The organism is Kaistella haifensis DSM 19056 (assembly GCF_000735695.2).
GTDB classification, from domain to species: Bacteria; Bacteroidota; Bacteroidia; order Flavobacteriales; family Weeksellaceae; genus Kaistella; species Kaistella haifensis.
Map to the genome: position 1 here is coordinate 17,119 of NZ_JASZ02000004.1, position 18,336 is coordinate 35,454.

Annotated in this window: 13 protein-coding genes, 3 tRNA genes and 1 pseudogene; 9 read left to right on the forward strand and 8 right to left on the reverse strand. The window is 38.1% G+C overall.

The annotated features are described in order from the left end of the window. The first annotated feature begins 17 nt into the window (after positions 1 to 17). From AP75_RS03270 to AP75_RS03285, 4 genes are all read left to right on the forward strand, one after another. Positions 18 to 1,046, forward strand: coding sequence for a GDP-mannose 4,6-dehydratase (locus tag AP75_RS03270; protein WP_088263586.1), 1,029 nt, complete (start codon positions 18 to 20; stop codon positions 1,044 to 1,046). Positions 1,047 to 1,142: 96 nt separating this feature from the next. Next, positions 1,143 to 1,364 (forward strand): DUF2795 domain-containing protein, encoded by a 222-nt coding sequence (locus AP75_RS03275; protein WP_015807225.1) that lies wholly within the window; start codon positions 1,143 to 1,145, stop codon positions 1,362 to 1,364. Between the two features lie 115 nt (positions 1,365 to 1,479). After that, on the forward strand, positions 1,480 to 4,551 hold the full coding sequence (gene secA / locus AP75_RS03280; protein WP_031502731.1) for a preprotein translocase subunit SecA: 3,072 nt from the start codon (positions 1,480 to 1,482) through the stop codon (positions 4,549 to 4,551). 106 nt (positions 4,552 to 4,657) lie between these two features. Next, positions 4,658 to 5,626 carry an ROK family protein gene (locus AP75_RS03285; protein ID WP_088263587.1) on the forward strand — a complete coding sequence of 323 codons (969 nt, stop codon included), beginning with the start codon at positions 4,658 to 4,660 and terminating at the stop codon, positions 5,624 to 5,626. 129 nt (positions 5,627 to 5,755) lie between these two features. Here the strand turns inward: AP75_RS03285 and AP75_RS03290 are convergent, their stop codons facing one another. Further along, the gene (locus AP75_RS03290; protein ID WP_088263588.1) at positions 5,756 to 6,025 is read right to left on the reverse strand and encodes a hypothetical protein; all 270 of its coding nucleotides are present in this window, start codon (positions 6,023 to 6,025) and stop codon (positions 5,756 to 5,758) included. 69 nt (positions 6,026 to 6,094) lie between these two features. Between AP75_RS03290 and msrA the strand changes: the two genes are divergently transcribed. Both msrA and AP75_RS03300 read left to right on the forward strand, forming a co-directional pair. Continuing rightward, a complete protein-coding gene (gene msrA / locus AP75_RS03295) occupies positions 6,095 to 6,748 on the forward strand; it encodes a peptide-methionine (S)-S-oxide reductase MsrA (RefSeq protein ID WP_031504763.1) in 654 nt (217 codons plus the stop codon). A gap of 116 nt (positions 6,749 to 6,864) precedes the next feature. Then, on the forward strand, positions 6,865 to 8,211 hold the full coding sequence (locus AP75_RS03300; protein WP_143755795.1) for an IS5 family transposase: 1,347 nt from the start codon (positions 6,865 to 6,867) through the stop codon (positions 8,209 to 8,211). Positions 8,212 to 8,219: 8 nt separating this feature from the next. On the opposite strand, the pseudogene AP75_RS03305 reads toward AP75_RS03300, so the two are convergent. From AP75_RS03305 to AP75_RS03320, 4 genes and pseudogenes are all read right to left on the reverse strand, one after another. Continuing rightward, positions 8,220 to 9,149: pseudogene (locus AP75_RS03305) on the reverse strand (carboxypeptidase-like regulatory domain-containing protein); the annotation flags it as partial. A gap of 378 nt (positions 9,150 to 9,527) precedes the next feature. After that, the gene (locus AP75_RS03310) at positions 9,528 to 12,443 is read right to left on the reverse strand and encodes a M16 family metallopeptidase (RefSeq protein ID WP_088263589.1); all 2,916 of its coding nucleotides are present in this window, start codon (positions 12,441 to 12,443) and stop codon (positions 9,528 to 9,530) included. A gap of 29 nt (positions 12,444 to 12,472) precedes the next feature. After that, the gene (gene aspA, locus AP75_RS03315) at positions 12,473 to 13,873 is read right to left on the reverse strand and encodes an aspartate ammonia-lyase (RefSeq protein ID WP_088263590.1); all 1,401 of its coding nucleotides are present in this window, start codon (positions 13,871 to 13,873) and stop codon (positions 12,473 to 12,475) included. Between the two features lie 121 nt (positions 13,874 to 13,994). Further along, positions 13,995 to 15,023, reverse strand: coding sequence for an N-acetylmuramoyl-L-alanine amidase (locus AP75_RS03320; RefSeq protein ID WP_088263633.1), 1,029 nt, complete (start codon positions 15,021 to 15,023; stop codon positions 13,995 to 13,997). A 133-nt stretch (positions 15,024 to 15,156) separates the two neighbouring features. Here AP75_RS03320 and AP75_RS03325 point away from each other — a divergent pair. The 3 genes from AP75_RS03325 to AP75_RS03335 all read left to right on the forward strand — a co-directional run bounded on the left by AP75_RS03325 (position 15,157) and on the right by AP75_RS03335 (position 15,458). After that, positions 15,157 to 15,241: transfer RNA gene (locus AP75_RS03325), tRNA-Ser, on the forward strand. A 20-nt stretch (positions 15,242 to 15,261) separates the two neighbouring features. After that, positions 15,262 to 15,336: transfer RNA gene (locus tag AP75_RS03330), tRNA-Pro, on the forward strand. A gap of 48 nt (positions 15,337 to 15,384) precedes the next feature. Further along, positions 15,385 to 15,458 (forward strand) — tRNA-Arg (locus AP75_RS03335). A gap of 93 nt (positions 15,459 to 15,551) precedes the next feature. Here AP75_RS03335 and AP75_RS03340 read toward each other — a convergent pair. The 3 genes from AP75_RS03340 to AP75_RS03350 form a co-directional block, all read right to left on the reverse strand. Beyond that, positions 15,552 to 15,950, reverse strand: coding sequence for a YidH family protein (locus AP75_RS03340; RefSeq protein ID WP_031503522.1), 399 nt, complete (start codon positions 15,948 to 15,950; stop codon positions 15,552 to 15,554). 102 nt (positions 15,951 to 16,052) lie between these two features. Continuing rightward, entirely contained in the window at positions 16,053 to 17,789 is a 1,737-nt protein-coding gene (locus AP75_RS03345) for an OstA-like protein (protein ID WP_031503524.1), read from the reverse strand. Then, positions 17,789 to 18,262, reverse strand: a complete 474-nt coding sequence (locus AP75_RS03350; RefSeq protein ID WP_031503526.1) for a Fur family transcriptional regulator — start codon at positions 18,260 to 18,262, stop codon at positions 17,789 to 17,791. The genes AP75_RS03345 and AP75_RS03350 overlap by 1 nt, the downstream gene beginning before the upstream one ends. Positions 18,263 to 18,336: the final 74 nt, after the last annotated feature.

Consider the following 18,336-nt stretch of genomic DNA (forward strand, 5'->3'; position numbering starts at 1 on the left):
GGAATTAAAAACCACAAATGAAATATTTGGTCACCGGCGGAAGTGGATTCATAGGATCTCATCTGGTAGAATGTCTATTAAAAAATGGACATTCTGTCATTAATATTGACAACTTTGATGATTTTTATGACTATAAAATTAAAGTCAAAAATACTTTCGATTCAGTCAACAAAACTTCAGAATTTACGTATCGCGACAAGGAACACGACATTCAGAAATTAATTTTTGAAACTTCCAGCAAACATTATCAACTTTATTATCAAGATATTAGAGATCTAGATGGCCTAAAAAATATCTTCTCGAAACATCAGATCGATATCGTGATTCATTTGGCTGCTTTAGCGGGAATTCGCCCCTCTATCGAAAACCCTCTCGATTATGAGGAAGTAAACGTTCGCGGAACCATGAATCTTTGGGAATTATGTAAAGAATTTAAAATTGAAAAATTTATATGTGCTTCCAGTTCAAGCGTTTACGGAAACAACAGTAGAATTCCATTTACAGAAACTGATAATGTTGACCGGCCTATTTCGCATTATGCTGCAACCAAAAAATGTGGCGAAATCATGGGACATGTCTACCATCATTTATATGAAATCGACATGATTCATCTACGTTTTTTCACTGTTTACGGACCTCGGCAACGTCCGGATTTGGCGATTCATAAGTTTGCAAAAATCATCCAAGAAAATGGAAAAATCCCTTTTTATGGTGATGGTTCCAGCGCTAGAGATTACACTTATGTTGATGATATCATCGATGGAATCCTGAAATCGATTCATTATTTAGAACGAAACAAACCCGTTTATGAAATCATCAATTTAGGTGAAAACGAGGTGATTAATTTGAATGAAATGCTTTCGACTTTAGAGGAAAATCTGGACAAAAAAGCCCACAAAAATCACCTACCCTCACAACCTGGCGATATGCCAAAAACCAATGCAGATGTACAAAAAGCTAAAAAATTAATCGGCTATCATCCTACAATTCGTTTCCAAAATGGCATAAAAAAGTTTGTGGAATGGTTTTTGAGAAACGCTACTTGAAAAATTTAAAATTAAAAATCTAAGTTTATTGAAAATCAGCGGCAAATTCCCTTTTTTATGTCGCCTATTTTTATACTTTTGCAAAAAAATAATTATATGTATTGGACATTAGAATTAGCTTCTTATTTAAGCGACGCGCCTTGGCCGATGACTAAAGCGGAACTTATTGATTACGCAATTAGAACAGGTGCACCAATGGAAGTAGTTGAAAATCTTCAAGCGATTGAAGACGAAGGGGAAATTTATGAATCCATAGAAGAAGTTTGGAGCGATTATCCGACGGATGACGACTTCCTATGGAACGAAGACGAATATTAAAAAAAATGCAGTCGGTAGTCGGCAGCGATTACCAACTTTTCATATTTTAGAAAAATTCTAAAACTAAATTCTTTTAAATGGTCACGCTTTTTCAGCTGGCCGAAAGCAAATACTTATGGGTTTTATAGACAAAGTTCTTAAGGGTTTCTTGGGCGATAAAAATGCGACCGACCTGAAAGAAGTAAAAAAAGTACTGAATAAAATAAAAGCGGTTGAACCAAAAATTCAAGAATTATCTGATGATGTGCTAAGAGGAAAAACAGCGGAATTTAAAGAGAAATTAAAAGCTGCTACCACAAACTTTACCTCTCAGATAGAACAAAACAAAGAACAAATTAAGAATTCAACCAATGTTGATGAAAAAGAGGAACTTTTTACCAAAGTAGAACAGCTTAAAAAAGATTCATACCAGGTAGAAGAGAAGGTCCTCAATGAGATCCTTCCGGAAGCATTTGCATTAATTAAAGAAACAGCCAGAAGATTGGCGCAAAACGGAGAAATCCGCGTTACTGCGACCGATTTGGATCGTGAATTGGCGGCAACTAAAGATTTCGTTGAAATACAAGGCGACACTGCTATCTGGAAAAACAAGTGGGATGCTGCCGGAACTGCCGTACATTGGGATATGGTACATTACGACGTGCAATTCATTGGTGGTATCGTTCTTCACAGCGGAAAAATTGCCGAGATGGCAACCGGTGAAGGTAAAACTCTAGTAGGAACTTTACCAATTTACCTCAATGCGTTACCCGAAAGAGGTGTACATGTAGTAACCGTGAACGATTATTTGGCAAAAAGGGACTCCGCTTGGATGGGACCACTTTACCAATTCCACGGTTTAACAATCGATTGTATCGATTTGCATCAACCCAATTCGGATGCAAGAAGAAAAGCTTACAACTCCAGTATTACTTACGGAACCAACAACGAATTCGGATTCGATTACCTTAGAGATAATATGGTAACCAACCCAAATGAGTTAGTACAGCGCGAGCTGAACTTTGCCATTATTGATGAGGTAGATTCTGTTTTGGTGGATGATGCAAGAACACCATTGATTATTTCCGGACCTGTTCCACAGGGTGACCGACAAGAATTCGATGTTTTAAAACCTTCAGTAGATAGAATCGTTGAAATTCAGAAAAAAACGGTTTCAGCTATTTTTAATGAAGCTAAAAAATTAATCGCCAACGGAAATACAAAAGAAGGTGGTTTTAAATTATTACAAGCCTACAGAGGTTTACCAAAATCCCGACCTTTAATTAAATTCCTGTCTGAAAGCGGAAACAAAGCCCTTCTTCAGAAAACTGAAGGACAATACATGGCAGACAACAACCGCGATATGCCGATTGTTGACAAGGATTTATATTTCGTAATCGACGAAAAAAACAACCAAATCGATCTTACTGACCGAGGAGTAGAATATATGTCAGCCGGTAACGAAGACAAAGATTTCTTTGTACTAAACGATATCGCTACCGAAATTGCTGAGCTTGAAGCTAAAAATTTATCTAAAGAAGAAGAATTTGAAGCAAAAGAAAAACTTTTCACTGAATTTGCTGTAAAATCTGAAAGAGTTCACACCCTTAGTCAACTTTTGAAAGCCTACACCCTTTTCGAAAAAGACGATGAATACGTAGTTATCGATGGGGAAGTAAAAATCGTAGACGAGCAAACCGGCCGTATCATGGAAGGTAGAAGATATTCCGACGGATTGCACCAAGCAATTGAAGCGAAAGAAAATGTAAAAATTGAAGCCGCTACCCAAACTTTTGCAACCATAACACTTCAGAATTATTTCCGTATGTACAACAAACTTGCGGGGATGACCGGAACCGCGGAAACTGAAGCAGGGGAACTTTGGGAAATCTACAAACTCGATGTGGTGGTAATTCCTACCAATAGACCAATACAACGCGAGGACAAACAAGATTTAGTCTTCAAAACAAACCGGGAAAAATACAATGCAGTAATCGAAGAAATCGAAAGATTAACCGCTGCTGGAAGACCAGTGTTGGTGGGTACAACCTCAGTGGAAATTTCTCAATTACTTTCTAGAGCTCTTCAACTTAGAAAAATAGAACACAACGTATTGAACGCAAAACTGCACGCCAGAGAAGCAGAAATTGTTGCAATGGCAGGTGGACCAGGCGTTGTAACCATCGCTACCAACATGGCAGGTAGAGGTACAGATATTAAACTACAAGGCGATGTAAAAGCCAACGGTGGTTTAGCAATCATCGGTACCGAAAGACACGACTCCCGAAGAGTCGACCGCCAGTTACGTGGTAGAGCCGGCCGACAAGGAGATCCGGGTAGTTCGCAGTTCTATGTTTCTTTGGAAGATAATTTGATGCGTCTTTTCGGTTCGGAAAGAATTGCGAAAATGATGGACAGAATGGGACACAAAGAAGGCGAGGTAATCCAGCACGGAATGATTTCCAAATCCATCGAAAGAGCACAGAAAAAAGTAGAAGAAAATAACTTCGGAATCAGAAAAAGATTGCTCGAATACGATGATGTGATGAACAAGCAGCGTGATGTAATCTATAAAAGAAGAAAAAATGCGCTCTTCGGAGATCACTTGAAATATGACATTTCGAATATGATTTTTGATGTTGCCCAATCTATTGTTACCAAAACAAAATTAGAAGGCGACTACAAAGATTTTGAGTACGAAATCATCAAAAATTTCACCATGGAAGCTCCCGTTTCTGAAACGGAATTCAAAAACAAAACCGTTGCGGATATTACCAATGCTGTGTTCAAAGCAGCTTCAGAAGATTACCGCATGAAACTAGAACTTTTGAAAGAAAAAGCGTTCCCAATCATTGAAAACGTGTACCAAAACCAAGGTTCTATGTTCAAAATGATTCAGGTTCCTTTCACCGACGGAATCAAAACAATGACCATCATTACCGATCTGAAAGAAGCTTACGAAACCAAATGCGAATCTCTTATTAATGATTTCGAGAAAAGTATTTCACTCGCTATCATCGATGAAAACTGGAAATTACACTTGCGAGAAATGGATGATCTAAGACGTTCTTCTCAAGGTGCAGTTTACGAACAGAAAGATCCATTGGTAATCTACAAACAAGAATCCTTCTACCTTTTCAGCGAAATGATTGAAAAAGTAAACAAAGAGATTATTTCTTTCTTGTACAAAGGCGAAATCCCTGCATAAAACAGGAAAATAAAATTTAACAAAAAAACTTCTCCAACTTTGGAGAAGTTTTTTTGTTAACGTAATGTGAATTTGTTGTACTTTTAAAGTCTAAATTTTATTTTGAATGGCACTAATAGATTTGTCAAAACAGATTGCTTTAGGAATCGATATCGGAGGAACCAACACCAAATATGGCTTTGTGAACCACCGAGGAGAAATCCTGGAAAAAGGCAACATCAGAACCGATGAATACGAGAAAGTTGAAGATTTCATCGATGCGTTATACCAAAAAATATCGCCTTTGATGAAGAAACATAGCAACCAAACAAGACTCGACGGAATTGGTGTGGGTGCTCCCAACGCAAATTATTATACAGGAACCATAGAACAGGCTCCGAACCTCCGCTGGAAGGGCATTATTCCCTTTGCAGAACTCATGACTAAAAAATTCGGACTTCCCTGCAAAATGACCAACGATGCCAACGCTGCAGCACTAGGCGAAATGATGTTTGGCGCAGCAAGAGGAATGAAAGATTTCATCATGATGACTCTCGGAACAGGCGTTGGAAGCGGAATTGTTTCAGGTGGAAGTTTGATATACGGACACGATGGTTTTGCAGGGGAATTGGGACACACCATCATCAAACCGGGAGGACGAAAACACTGGAGTACCGGTTCCGAAGGTTCTTTGGAAGCTTATGCATCGGCAACAGGAATTGCGATTACCGCCAAAAAAATGCGTGCAGAATTTCCCGATTCTATGCTAAATCAGTATCCTGAAGAAGAAATTAATTCTCTGGTTGTCCATGAATGTGCAAAAAAGGGAGATCCAACTGCCATCGAAGTTTTCCGGTATACAGGGCAAAAATTAGGGGAAGCATTAGCAAATTTCGTGATGTTTTCTTCACCCGAAGCGATTCTTCTTTTCGGTGGGGTCATCAAAGCGGGAGATTTTATTTTAAAACCTACCAAACTCCACATGGAGCGAAACCTTTTCCCAATTTTCAGAAATAAGGTTAAATTAGTTTTCAGTGAACTAGACGAAGCTGACGCAGCGATACTCGGTGCAAGCGCTTTGGTTTGGGAAAAGTAACCTAAATCTACATTAAATATAAAAACGAACATCTCAATATTGGGATGTTCTTTTTAATTATGGTTACCAAACCAATTTTTTGAGGTTCCATCGCTCATGGTTTAGGTTGTTTACCGAAAATTTGCGGCTTTAAGGCTCAAATTTGGGGTCGGGAGGCTTATTTTTGGGGTTCCGAACCTCATGTTTGGGGTTCAGAACCTCATTTTTGAGGTTCAGAGGCTCATTTTTGGGGTTCAGAGCCTCATTTTTGGGGCTCATTGCCTCATTTTTGGAGTCCAGAGCCTCATTTTTGGGGTTCGAAACCTCAAGTTTGGGGTTCAGAGCCTCATTTTTGGAGCTTGGAGGCTCATCTTTGAAGTTGCATATTTGGAATTTGAACCTGTTGACCTCAATTTGCATCTATCCGCAATTCGTCATTAAACATCATTATGAATTAAAATTTTTATGATAGAAAAGCGTTATTAAAAAATGAATAAGATTTTAGTATTTTTGATGGGTCTAATGTTGATCTCCTGCAACGGTCAGGAGGCGAAGAAACCTTTAACAAATAAAAAAAAAATGGATAAACAGAATTTAGAATATATCACCTTCGGTGGCGGCTGTTTTTGGTGTGTAGAAAGTTGTTTCAATATGCTGAAAGGTGTAGATGCAGCAATTTCAGGATATTCCGGAGGACATAAAGCGAACCCGACGTATGAAGAGGTTTGCACGGGCGAAACCGGTCATGCTGAAGTGGTACAGATTGCGTACGACCCAAAAATTATTTCTTACGAACAGCTGATGGATGTTTTCTTTTTCCTACACGATCCTACTCAGCTCAACAGACAGGGAAATGATATCGGAACCCAATACCGGTCAGTAATTTTCTATAAGGACGAGGCTGAAAAACAGAAAGCTGAAGCTGCGCTAAAGGCATCTGAAGCTTCCGGAAGATGGCAAGGAAATTATGTAACCGAGCTTGCTCAATTTGAAAAGTTTTGGCCTGCAGAACAGTACCATCAGGGGTATTACAACGCAAACCCTACTCAACCTTATTGCAGCGCAGTTGTAGGACCAAAAATTGCCAAGTTCAAAAAACATTACGGAGAATTGGGAATGTTGAAATCAGAAGTCACAAATTAAATAAATAGTCTCTCCTTAAACCACTTATAATTTACTGATTATTAGTATTTTGGGTTTAAAATAGCTTGTTTTTTATTGCAAGAATTTGTATATTAGAGCTTTAAAACCTTGCAAATATGTTAGGAAAAAATCCAGAAAAACTGCCAGAATTATTCCGCCCGATGTTGGTTGATTTTATTGATGATAAACACGAACTCGTTTTGCTTTCAGATAAAATAGATTGGAATTATTTCGAGAACGAATTTTCGCCGTTGTACTCTAAAGTGGGCAATCCGAGCCATCCGATTCGTTTTATGGTGGGCTGTTTGCTTCTGAAACATCTTTATAATTTGGGCGATGAGACTTTGGAAAAAGCTTGGATCATGAACCCTTACATGCAGTATTTTTGTGGAAGAGTTTTCTTTGAACACGAGTTTCCTTGTGACCCGAGTAATTTTGTTCATTTCAGAAAAAGAATTGGAGAAAAAGGCATCGAAAAAATCTTTGCCTACAGCGTAAGAATGCATGATGCAAAGATGAATACCTCGAATTTTGTTTTATCGGACACGACCGTTCAGGAGAATAACACCACTTTTCCTACCGATGCAAAATTGTGCAAAAAAGTGATTGATTATTGCAACAAAATAGCCGAAAAAGAAGGGATAAAACAGAGACAACGCTACACGAAAGTCAGTAAACAAATGGTCCGCAATACTTACAACGGAAAACATCCCAAGCGAGCAAAAGCGGCAAAAAAATCTCAAAGACAGCTCAAAACCGTCGCCATGAGGCTGATTCGTGAGTTGCAACGGAATTTCAATGAAGAACAGCGGACTTTTTATCAACCCGAGATGGATTTATACACGAAAGTAGTCAACCAAAAACGAGGAGATAAAGACAAAATTTACAGCATTCACAAACCTTTTACCCGATGTATTGCCAAAGGAAAAGCCCATAAACAGTATGAATTTGGCAATAAAGTAGGTTTGATCACCACTGCCAATAAAGGAAAGAAAATCATTCTCGGGATTAAAGCATTTTTGCAAACTCCATACGATGGTCACACCATAGAACCACTTTTGGAACAGATGGAAACCGGTGGTCAAAAGCTCCCAAAAGAACTCCTTTACGATAGAGGTGGCAGAGGAAAATCAGAAATAAAGGGCGTGAAAATCTCCATCCCAAGCACTCCAAGAAAAAAAGACACTGCTTATCAAAAGCAGACAAAGCGCAAAAAATTTAGAACCAGAGCGGCAATAGAACCTATCATCGGACATTTAAAAACCGATTTTAGGCTGGCAAAAAATTACTTCATGGGAGAAACGGGACCACAAATCAATGCATTACTAGCTGCAACCGCTTGGAACATGAAGAAAATGATGGAACTACTGAAACAGAAAATTATTTTCTTATTTTATAAGATACAAATTATGCTGTTTTCTAATCCTGTTTTTAAATATAAATTAAATAGTGGGTTTTGTTAAGGAACGACTACATAAGGTTGATCGCCATCGCCCAAAGCCCATTCTGCCTCTATATTATCAGAACCAAAGGTATTGTTGTTGTATGAAGCGCTTAATACCGCACCCAATTTACTATTCAAAAATCGGTTACCATATACAAATCCGGAAGTATAGTTGCCATGCTCACGAATAGGAGAATACCCACCTGCTAAAGTAGCCGAAATACGCTCTTTGTTTGGTGCAGCTCTCAAAATAAGATTTACAGATCCACCAATCGCATCAGCATCCATATCAGAAGTCAAAGTTTTATTCACTTGTATGGTAGAAATCATATCAGAAGGAATAAGATCCATTTGCACATTTCTATTATCGCCCTCTGCAGAAGGGATTCGATCTCCGTTTAATGTTACCGAATTCAAGTGTGGAGCCAAACCTCTTATAATGATATTTCTCGCTTCACCCTGATCGTTTTGCATCGTAATTCCTGGAACTCTTTTTAAAGCATCGCCCACATTCGCATCCGGAAAACGCCCGATTTGATCTGCCGAAATAATGTTGGTAATATTCGCATTGGTCTTCTGTTGGTTCATCGCTTTTGCCTGCCCACGAAGATAATCACCCAATACCACCACCTCTTTTATGTCTTGAAAACGAGCTTTCAACTGAAAATCAGCCGATGAGGTTTGGTTTTGAGTAACCACAATTTGTTTCGATCCCGAAGTGTACCCAATATAATCCACATAAACGGTATAAGTTCCTACGGGCAAATTCAAAAATTCATAACTCCCGTTTTGGTTGGAAATTGTAGTTCGGTTAGAATTTTCAATCTTGATTGTAGCACCCGGCAATGAAAACAGGTTGCTTTCATCCACAATTTTACCCGCAATAACACCCGATTGAGCATAAGACCAGACACTAACAATAGAGGTAAGCGAAACAAATAAATACTTCAATTTCATAATTACATTTTTTATTAAATGCGAAAATACAGTTTAAAATATCCCATGTTATTAAGTCAAGGTTATATTTTTATCAACAATTTTTAACAAAAGAGTTCCCTATTGATCATTTAGAAATGAAGGGTGAAAAAATTGGTAACCACAAACGCTGCTACAAAAAAATTCTCATTATATTCTTATTAACCTCTTTTCACCTTTGTTTTTCTTTAAAATCGAAAATAGAATAGAAATGATTGAAAGAATTATTCAAAATCAGATATTGGAGCCATTGACAGAAAACTTCGCGTGAAATCGCCTTTTTTTGAAGGAACATAATGCCCTAAAAACAACAAAGGTGAAACCGAAGCTTCACCTTTATTTGAGTATTTAGAAAACAGATTAATATCCGAAAATTTCTTCCAAAGTTACTTCATGGAAAGTTCCCATTTTGTTGATGGCCGACATATCCAAGTTCTCTTTTTTGCCGATGATTGCGGTGTTATACTTCATCGGTTTCACTTCGTTATTGTAGAAATTGGTCACATCCGCCAAAGTCAGTTTTTCAATTTCCGCATACATATCTTTTCTTAAATCATAATCGATTCCCAGTTTTTTAAGGTTCATTTGATTGAAGAAAATGTTCGTTCTGTTGATCCTTCCGGAAGCAATTTGTTTCAAGGCTGCATTTTTAGCATTTTCGAATTGAGCAGGAACTTGTGGTAAATTCGCCATCAATTCATCCATTGCGTTCACCGCTTGCGGAAGTTTGTTTGCTTGCGTTCCGATATAAGTCGTCACATAATCCGGGTGATTCAGCTCACCATTGGCAGCATAAGAAACATACGCAGAATACGCCAAACTCTTGCTCTCACGAATTTCTTGGAAAACGATAGACGACAATCCTCGACCAAAATATTCATTGAAAACATTGATTTTTCCTAAATTTTTCAAGTTCACATTGTTCCCCTTTCCTACTTTGCTCATTTCGGTTTGCACCATGTCGTAGTTGGTGAAGAACACTTTGCCTTCAGTAGCCGGTTCCGGGTAGTTTTTCTTTTCTGGAGCTTTTATGGTTTCCTTTTCTACAAAAGGTTTCGCATATTTTTTGAACGCATTGAAATCATTTCCGTAGAAGAAGATTTCATAAGGCATATTCAACAGGTTTTTGATTTTCGCAGTCATTTCTTCAGACTTGATGGATTTCAGTCTTTCCGCAGAAACTACATCCGAAAACCTTGAAACTTTTCCGTATTTCGCATAGTTAGAAAGTGCAGCCATGATTCTCCCTTTGTCTTTTTTGGCTATTTCACGGCTTTCGAGAATGGTTTTTATGTTTTCTTCGTAAACTTTTTGGTCAGGTTTTGCGTTTTCCAACCAATTTTTCAACAATTCGATTCCTTTCGGCATGTTTTCTTCCAAACCACTTAAAGAAATAATCAACTGATCGGGAGCAGTACGGAAATCGTTGGAAATTCCCAATTTGAAGAATTCTTTTTTCAAATCTTCCGCAGAAAGTTTGTTGGTTCCAAGATACTGCAACACCTGAGTCGCCAATCCCAATTCCTTGTCGTTATCGCTACCGAATGGGAAAATGAAGTACGTTTGCGCAATATCGTTGTATTTGTTCTTTACAAAACTCGCTTTTTTACCTGCAATTTTATCGGTTTTAATAGCTTTGGAATAATCAATAAATTCCGGTTTAATTTCGGAAGATTTTTCGCTAATGATTGATTTTAAGAATGGCGATTGATCTTCTTTGTTGAGTTTAATTGGCGTAATTCCCGGATTTTCAACTCGAACCAACTTATCGTTTACCCCTTTTTCTTTCTTAATGATTACGTAATTATCCTTGAAAAACTCATTGGCAAATTTCACCACATCATCTTTGGTAATTTTCTCGTACTCATTAATTTGGTTGAGTTCGCTATCCCAATTTTGATTGTTGATATAGCTTCCGTACAGTGCAGTTGCCAATCCATCGGCAGTTTCCAGAGATTTCATCTGCTGAATTTTCATATCATTAATGATTGCCGGAATTTGCCAATCCTGAAATTCTCCTTTTTTGATAAGTTCAATTTGATCGAGCAATAATTTTTTGGCTTCATCTAAAGTTTGTCCTTTTTTCGGAATAATCATCATTGAAAAATTCCCATAAGTTTTGAATGGAGACGAATAAGCCATCGCACGAAGGGCTTTTTGGCTTTGGTTGATATTTAAATCGATCAAACCGGTTTCTCCGGAATTGGAAAGCAAGTTGGCTACAATTTCCGCAAGTCTTGCATCTTTAGTTCCGTAAGAATCTGTTCTCCACGCCATTTGCAAACGCTCTGATGAAGGACTTTTCACAGTTCTTTCCACGATTTTAGTCATAGGATCTTCCGAAACCATTTTCTTCATTGGCAATTCTTTGTATTCGAAAGAACCGAAATATTGATCCACAAGTTTGATGGTTTTATCGAAATCCAAATCACCCACCAAAACCATCGCATAATTATTCGGAACATAATAAGTATCAAAATACTTATGAATCGCTAGCATTGAAGGGTTTTTCAAGTGTTCGGATTTCCCGATGGTGGTTTGCTGCCCATTCGGATGTTTCGGGAACAAAGCGTCCATCAGTTCATAATTTACCAAGCGAGAATCGTTGTCTTGCGCACGATTATACTCTTCGTAAACAGCCTCTAATTCTGTATGAAACAACCTCAGAACCAATTCAGAGAATCTTTCTTTCTCCACTTTCAACCATTTTTCCAGTTCGTTGCTGGGAATATTGTTTTTGTAAACTGTTTCGTCGAGCCAAGTGTGCGCATTGGTTCCTGTTGCTCCCAAAGACGAAATTGCTTTATCGTACTCGTTCGCAATCGCATATTTGCTGGCTTCTTGGGAAACCTCATCAATTTTTTTATAAATTTCCTTTTTCTTCTCAGGATTTTGTTCAGCTTTATGTTGTTCATAAAGTGCTGAAATTTGGTCCAAAAGCGGTTTTTCTTTAGCCCAATTCGCGGAAGCCAATTTGGAGGTTCCTTTGAACATCATGTGCTCCAAATAATGCGCTAAACCGGTATTATCAGAAGGATCGTTGTTACTTCCTGTTCTTACCGGAATATAGGTTTGGATTTTTGGCGCATCAAAATTTTGAGCGAGATAAACTTTTAAGCCATTTTTTAAGGTATAAACTCGTACTCCACTTTTATCGTTGACTACTGTTTCATAGGTATAGCCGGCTTTGTCGGTCATTTTTTTTGTTTCAAATTGTTGTGCATTCATCATTGTTAGCGCTCCTATTAATGTTAATGTAGTGAGGATTTTCTTCATATATAAATTGTTAAAATAGTTGTCTTTAATTAAAACTGATGCGGTTTCAGCATGTTTTCCGGATCGAGAATTTCATCTAATTTTTCTTGAGAAAGAAGGCCTTTTTCTAAAACCAGATTGTAAACACTTTTTCCGGTTTCAAAAGCTTCTTTGGCAATTTCAGTAGAGTTTTTATAACTGATATACGGGTTCAGTGCCGTTACAATTCCGATGCTGTGTTTCACCATATTGAGGCAAACTTCTTTGTTAGCGGTAATTCCGGTGATGCATTTTTCTCTTAAAGTATCCAAAGCATTTCCCAAGAAGTTGATACTTTCCATGATGGAATGCGATAAAACCGGTTCCATCACGTTGAGTTGTAATTGTCCGGCTTCTGCGGCAAAAGTCACTGTCAAATCATTTCCTATTACTTTAAAACACACTTGATTTACCACTTCCGGGATTACTGGGTTTACTTTTCCGGGCATAATCGACGAACCAGGTTGCATCGGCGGAAGATTGATTTCAAAAAATCCTGCGCGCGGACCCGATGAGAGCAGTCGTAAATCATTACAAATTTTAGAAAGTTTCACTGCAAGCCTTTTCATCGCAGATGAATAAATTACGTAAGAACCTGTATCCGGTGTAGCTTCCACTAAATTTGGCGCGGAAACAATGGGATAACCGGTAATTTGAGAGAGATTTTTTGCGCAAAGATTTGCATAACCAACCGGTGCGTTAATTCCTGTGCCAATCGCCGTTGCTCCCATATTAATTTCTACAAACAAATTTGCATTGCTGTTGAGTTTAGAAATATCTTCTTCCAAAGTTGCTGCAAAAGCTTCAAATTCCTGTCCTAAAGTCATCGGAACCGCATCCTGAAGCTGGGTGCGTCCCATTTTTATTACCTTGCTGAATTCCTGTCCTTTTGCTCTGAAAGCAGCAATGGTTTTCTTGAGTTTTTCTACAAGCTCCTCATTCATCTGAATAAGCGCCATTTTTATTGCAGTTGGATACGCATCATTGGTCGATTGGGAAAGATTGATATGGTCATTTGGTGAACAAAACTGATAATCCCCTTTTTCTTTTCCTAATTTTTCCAATACACGATTAGCGATTACTTCATTCGCATTCATATTGACCGAAGTTCCGGCTCCACCCTGAATCATATCGATAGGAAATTGATCATGAAGTTGCCCTTCCATGATTTCATCGCAGGTTTCTGCAATTTTTTTGTAAAGATTTTCTTCCAATAAGCCCAACTCATAGTTGGTTTTTGCAGCTGCTTTTTTCACCATCGCCAAAGCTTTGATAAAATGAGGATAAGAAGAAAGATACTGCCCTGAGATTTTAAAATTTGCAATAGCACGCTGAGTCTGAACACCATAGTAAGCATTTTCTGGCACCTGCAAAGTACCTAAAAGATCGCTTTCATTTCTGAAATTTTCCATAAAAATAATATGATGAAAAGTTAAGGTAAAATGTTGAATTTGAAAAACGGATTTGATTTTTTTCCAGTAAAAACGGGCGATAGATTACCGCCCGACAAATTTTGTTTGATGATGTTTAAAATTATTTATTCGGATATTTCGAATTTAAAGCCTGCAAAATCGCCCATGTTTCCGCATCCATCACGCCATCAAATTTCCCCGGCCTGAAATGGAACTGAAAAGCTTCAATCGTCTTCTTGGTTGCGTCATCTACTGTTCCAGAAGGTTCTAAGCCATAACCTAACGATTTCAGTGCAGTTTGGTACTTAAAAATAAATTGAGGAGTAGAAAGTTCGGTTACGAAAGTTTCCGGAACAATTTGGTCGGAGAATCTTTGTTTTACTACTTCATCATACCACATTCCTATTTGGTATTCATCATATAATTTTTTCCATGGAAATTTCGGTCCCGGATCTTGTTTTCTGGTTGGTGCAATATCCGAATGAGCAAGAATATTGGTTGGGGGAATCATATAACGATTGGCAATATCTTTAACCAAAGCTGCAACTTTTTTAATTTGCGCATCAGCAAATTCAGGGAAAATTCTATTTCCTGAAGCATCAGTTTTGTAACCTGGATTTACAATTTCGATTCCTATCGAAGTATCATTAAGCATTTGATCGTTTCTCCATGAGCTTACTCCGGCGTGGTAGGCTCTTTTATTCTCATCTACCAATTGATAAATTTCGTTGTCGCCTAAATTATTCACCAAATAATGTGCGCTTACTGATTGTTGAGTGAGCACGGTAACCGATTTATCATCATCTAAAGCGGTATAATGAAGAATAATGTATTTCTGACGAAAATTTTGTGCGACAGCCGGAAAATAAGTATATACCACTTTATATCCCGAAGGATTTGCCGAAACAATAGAGCCATAACTAATCGTATTATCGTTTTTGGTAGCGTCGGCGATATTTACTTTATAAAAATAATGCCCATTTTCTCTTTTTAATTCCGAGTGAGCAGCCGTCGGAGCAGGCTTATTAACCGGTGTTTTTACCGTTGGAACATTTTTTTGTGGTGTTGGTGAATTTTTCTGAATATTTTTTTGAGAAGTGCAAGAAAAAAGCACCACGCTTAATCCCATGAAATATAATGAATTACGCATTTTCATTCTTTTTTAATTGATTTATTTTTCAAAAATACAAAAAAAATATTGCAAAAAGTTTTGGTTAGTATCAAAAACAATCCTATATTTGCACTCGCAATTACAGAAAAGAAGTTCTTAAAATTATTGCAAAGGAGGGTTGCCGGAGTGGTTAACGGAGCAGTTTGCTAAACTGTCGACCCGAAAGGGTCGCGTGGGTTCGAATCCCACACCCTCCGCAACCTTTGCACAAATTATTCGGGGCGTAGCGTAGTCCGGTCATCGCGCCTGGTTTGGGACCAGGAGGTCGCAGGTTCGAATCCTGCCGCCCCGACTTTTTTCTCACAAATTCCTTCGGGAATTTTTTATTTTCTCTTCATATGGGTGCGTAGCTCAGCTGGATAGAGCATCTGCCTTCTAAGCAGACGGTCTCAGGTTCGAATCCTGACGCGCTCACTTATTGAAACCAAAGACTTACAAGAAATTGTAGGTCTTTTTTTATTTCATTAAATCAAGAAACCAAATTCTTTTTTTTGAAAATTCTAATCATCAAATCCCCAAACTCGGAACAAGAAAATAGGTCATCACAGCACTTGCCAAAATAATGAATAATGTGATGATAATCAGTAGTAATGAATTTGGTTGGTAACTGTCGGAATTAATTTCTCTTTTAGTTTTCTCAAATGAAATATAGCCCAATACCGCGGTGATGCCACCGAAAATAATCATTGCAAGACCTATTTCTGCGGAATAAGTTTTCGGCAGGACGATTGGATTACCGCCCAATCCGGCTGAAATCTGGCGAAGGAAAACCGCAAATTTCACTACCACGAAGCCGAAACCCATCAATGCAATTGCCGTTCGAATCCAAGCGAGAAATGTACGCTCGTTGGCTAAATGATCTCTTGCAAAATTCGGATTGGGTTTTGGTGGTAGGCGCTCTTCCATTTTTCTAAGTTTTACACAAATTTAGATTTTTTTTATTTACCGGATCTGCATAAAAAAACACCGAAAATCAGTGCTTTTTATCTTGTTTTAAAGGCGAAAATACTATTTCCTCACCCTTTTCGGTTTCTTGGCCTCTTCTTTCTGTTTTGCATCATCTATAGCTTTCTGAGCAGCGTTATATAATGCATCATCGGACTCGTATTTCACTTCTTCGTAGCCGGGCGAGTCGAGGAAGATATCTTCCCATTTTCTTAGCCGATCTTTGGTATTCCAATTGAAGTCGGGGAAAAAGCGTTTCTCGCGGGAGATTTTACTCATCGGATAAATGTCGGTATTGGCTCCCACATTGCAAGAAATAATTTGAACTTTGTTTTCTTCAAATTCCGCTTCGATGGTTCCGCAGGTTGATAAGGACACTCCTATTCTTTCAGTTTCTTTGGTTTTCTCGTTCTGATCATCGGCATAGGTGATTGCTTGGGCATTTCCGATTACTTTAGCCAAATTAACTTTATTTTCTTTGTAGTAAACCGTCATCAGCTTCCCTTTCACTTGGTTGAATTCATCTTTTAAATTTAATGAATCGGCTTTACTGATGGCGAAGGCATTTCCCACTACTTTCAATGAATCAATATACTCGTTTTCAGTATCGAAATAGGCCTCAATTTTATCTCCAGTCACTTGTTTTTCGCCGCTCCACGCGATAGGTTTCCCGAAGAGATGCATGATTCCGTCGGTTTCATTAAAAGTTAAAGAATCTGCGCGAACCTGAATATTGGACTTGAACATTCTTGATTTTTGGTACGCACGGAGGAAACTTTTCTTTTTCAGCGGGTCGGTTGCGTCAACCTTTTGATAGGCAAGGATCTTTTGTGCGGAAAAATACATGGAATCCTTCTCCAAAATCTTCACTGCATACGGACGATCGGTCATCATCGCTGAATCTTTCTTCTCGAAAATCTCACCATAACCGCCTTTCATAAAGCGTCTTTCTTTAGGATCACGCAACGTAACATTGCCTTTTGCCCTACCAAAACCTGTAATTTGATTAAAGTACATATCGTCTCCCGTAAGGATTTTACCATTATAGTTAATCCTGGAATTTTTCTTGAGGTACACTTCTTTGGAATTCATGTTGTACGAACCTCTTTCGGTGTACACTTGATTTGCCGGATTTTGCTTATTAGTAATGGTGGTTGGACCAAAGAAATCCGCAGTATTGGTGTTTTGGTTTTGTTTTATGTTGGTTCCTTCCACCGTATATTCGGGGTTGTTGATTTTCACATTACCGGTGAAATCGATCATTTTAGAGCTGAGATCGTAGGTAGCGGATTTGGTGTACATCACATTGCTAGCGTCCGAAATAGTTCCTCCGGTGTTGAAATAGGCTTTATTGGAAATCCTGTCGTAGTAGAGTGTTTCGGTTTTTATGGTCTGTTTTGGGTCTGTAAGGACTACATTTTTCTTAGCAATTCCTTTTTGGGAGTTACCGTCGTATTCCATTTCTCCCGCTGTAATTACGGATCCGTCGGCATTTTGCAGTTTCACATTGCCTATGGCTTTCACAAAATTCTGTTCTTCATAGAAAATTACTTCATCTGCGCTGAGCAAAGAGCCTTGATGTTCGAACTGAACATTGCCTGAAAAATACGGATTTCCATTATACTTTTCTGGAGTTTTCTGAAAGAAATCTGAGTGGATCAGACGCACCTTTTGCCCTTGTGGAGCATTCTGGGCGCTATTGAAATACGGATCTTTCACCAAAGGATCCTTTGGCGTGGTGGTAATCTGTGAGAAAACATTCCCACTGATTAACATTAACAAAACGAAAAAGTTCTTCATTAATCTTTTTTGGTACCGTAGAAATAAAGTGAGTGAGAATCAATAGTTACGCCAAATGCACTTTCAATGGCTTCTTTAATTCCCTGAATTCTCGGATCACAGAACTCGATAATTTCTTCGATTTCCTTGTCGGAATCTTTCTTGTAAATCACCAAATGATCATGTTGTTTATCAAAATATGATTTTTCGTAAGACGAGGAAGTAAGGGTTTTCTCACCAAATTGATGCTTGCGTATAAGACCAGCGTCGAGAAAGATTTCGATGGTGTTATAGATCGTAGCTTTGGAAACGTGATACTTTTTCTGCATCATGAGGAGGTAAAGATCGTCCACATTGAAGTGATGCTCCATATTGTATATTTCTTCCAAAATAGTGTATCGTTCGGGCGTATTTCTAAAACCTTTTTCTAGGAGGTATTGTCTTAAAACCTCTTTTATCGTTGTTATATTAAGTTCTTTCTGTTTAGTGTCCATTGAAAAAATTATCTACAAATTTATTGATTTTATTCTAAATGAAAACCGGTGAACCAACCACTAAAAAAATTCCC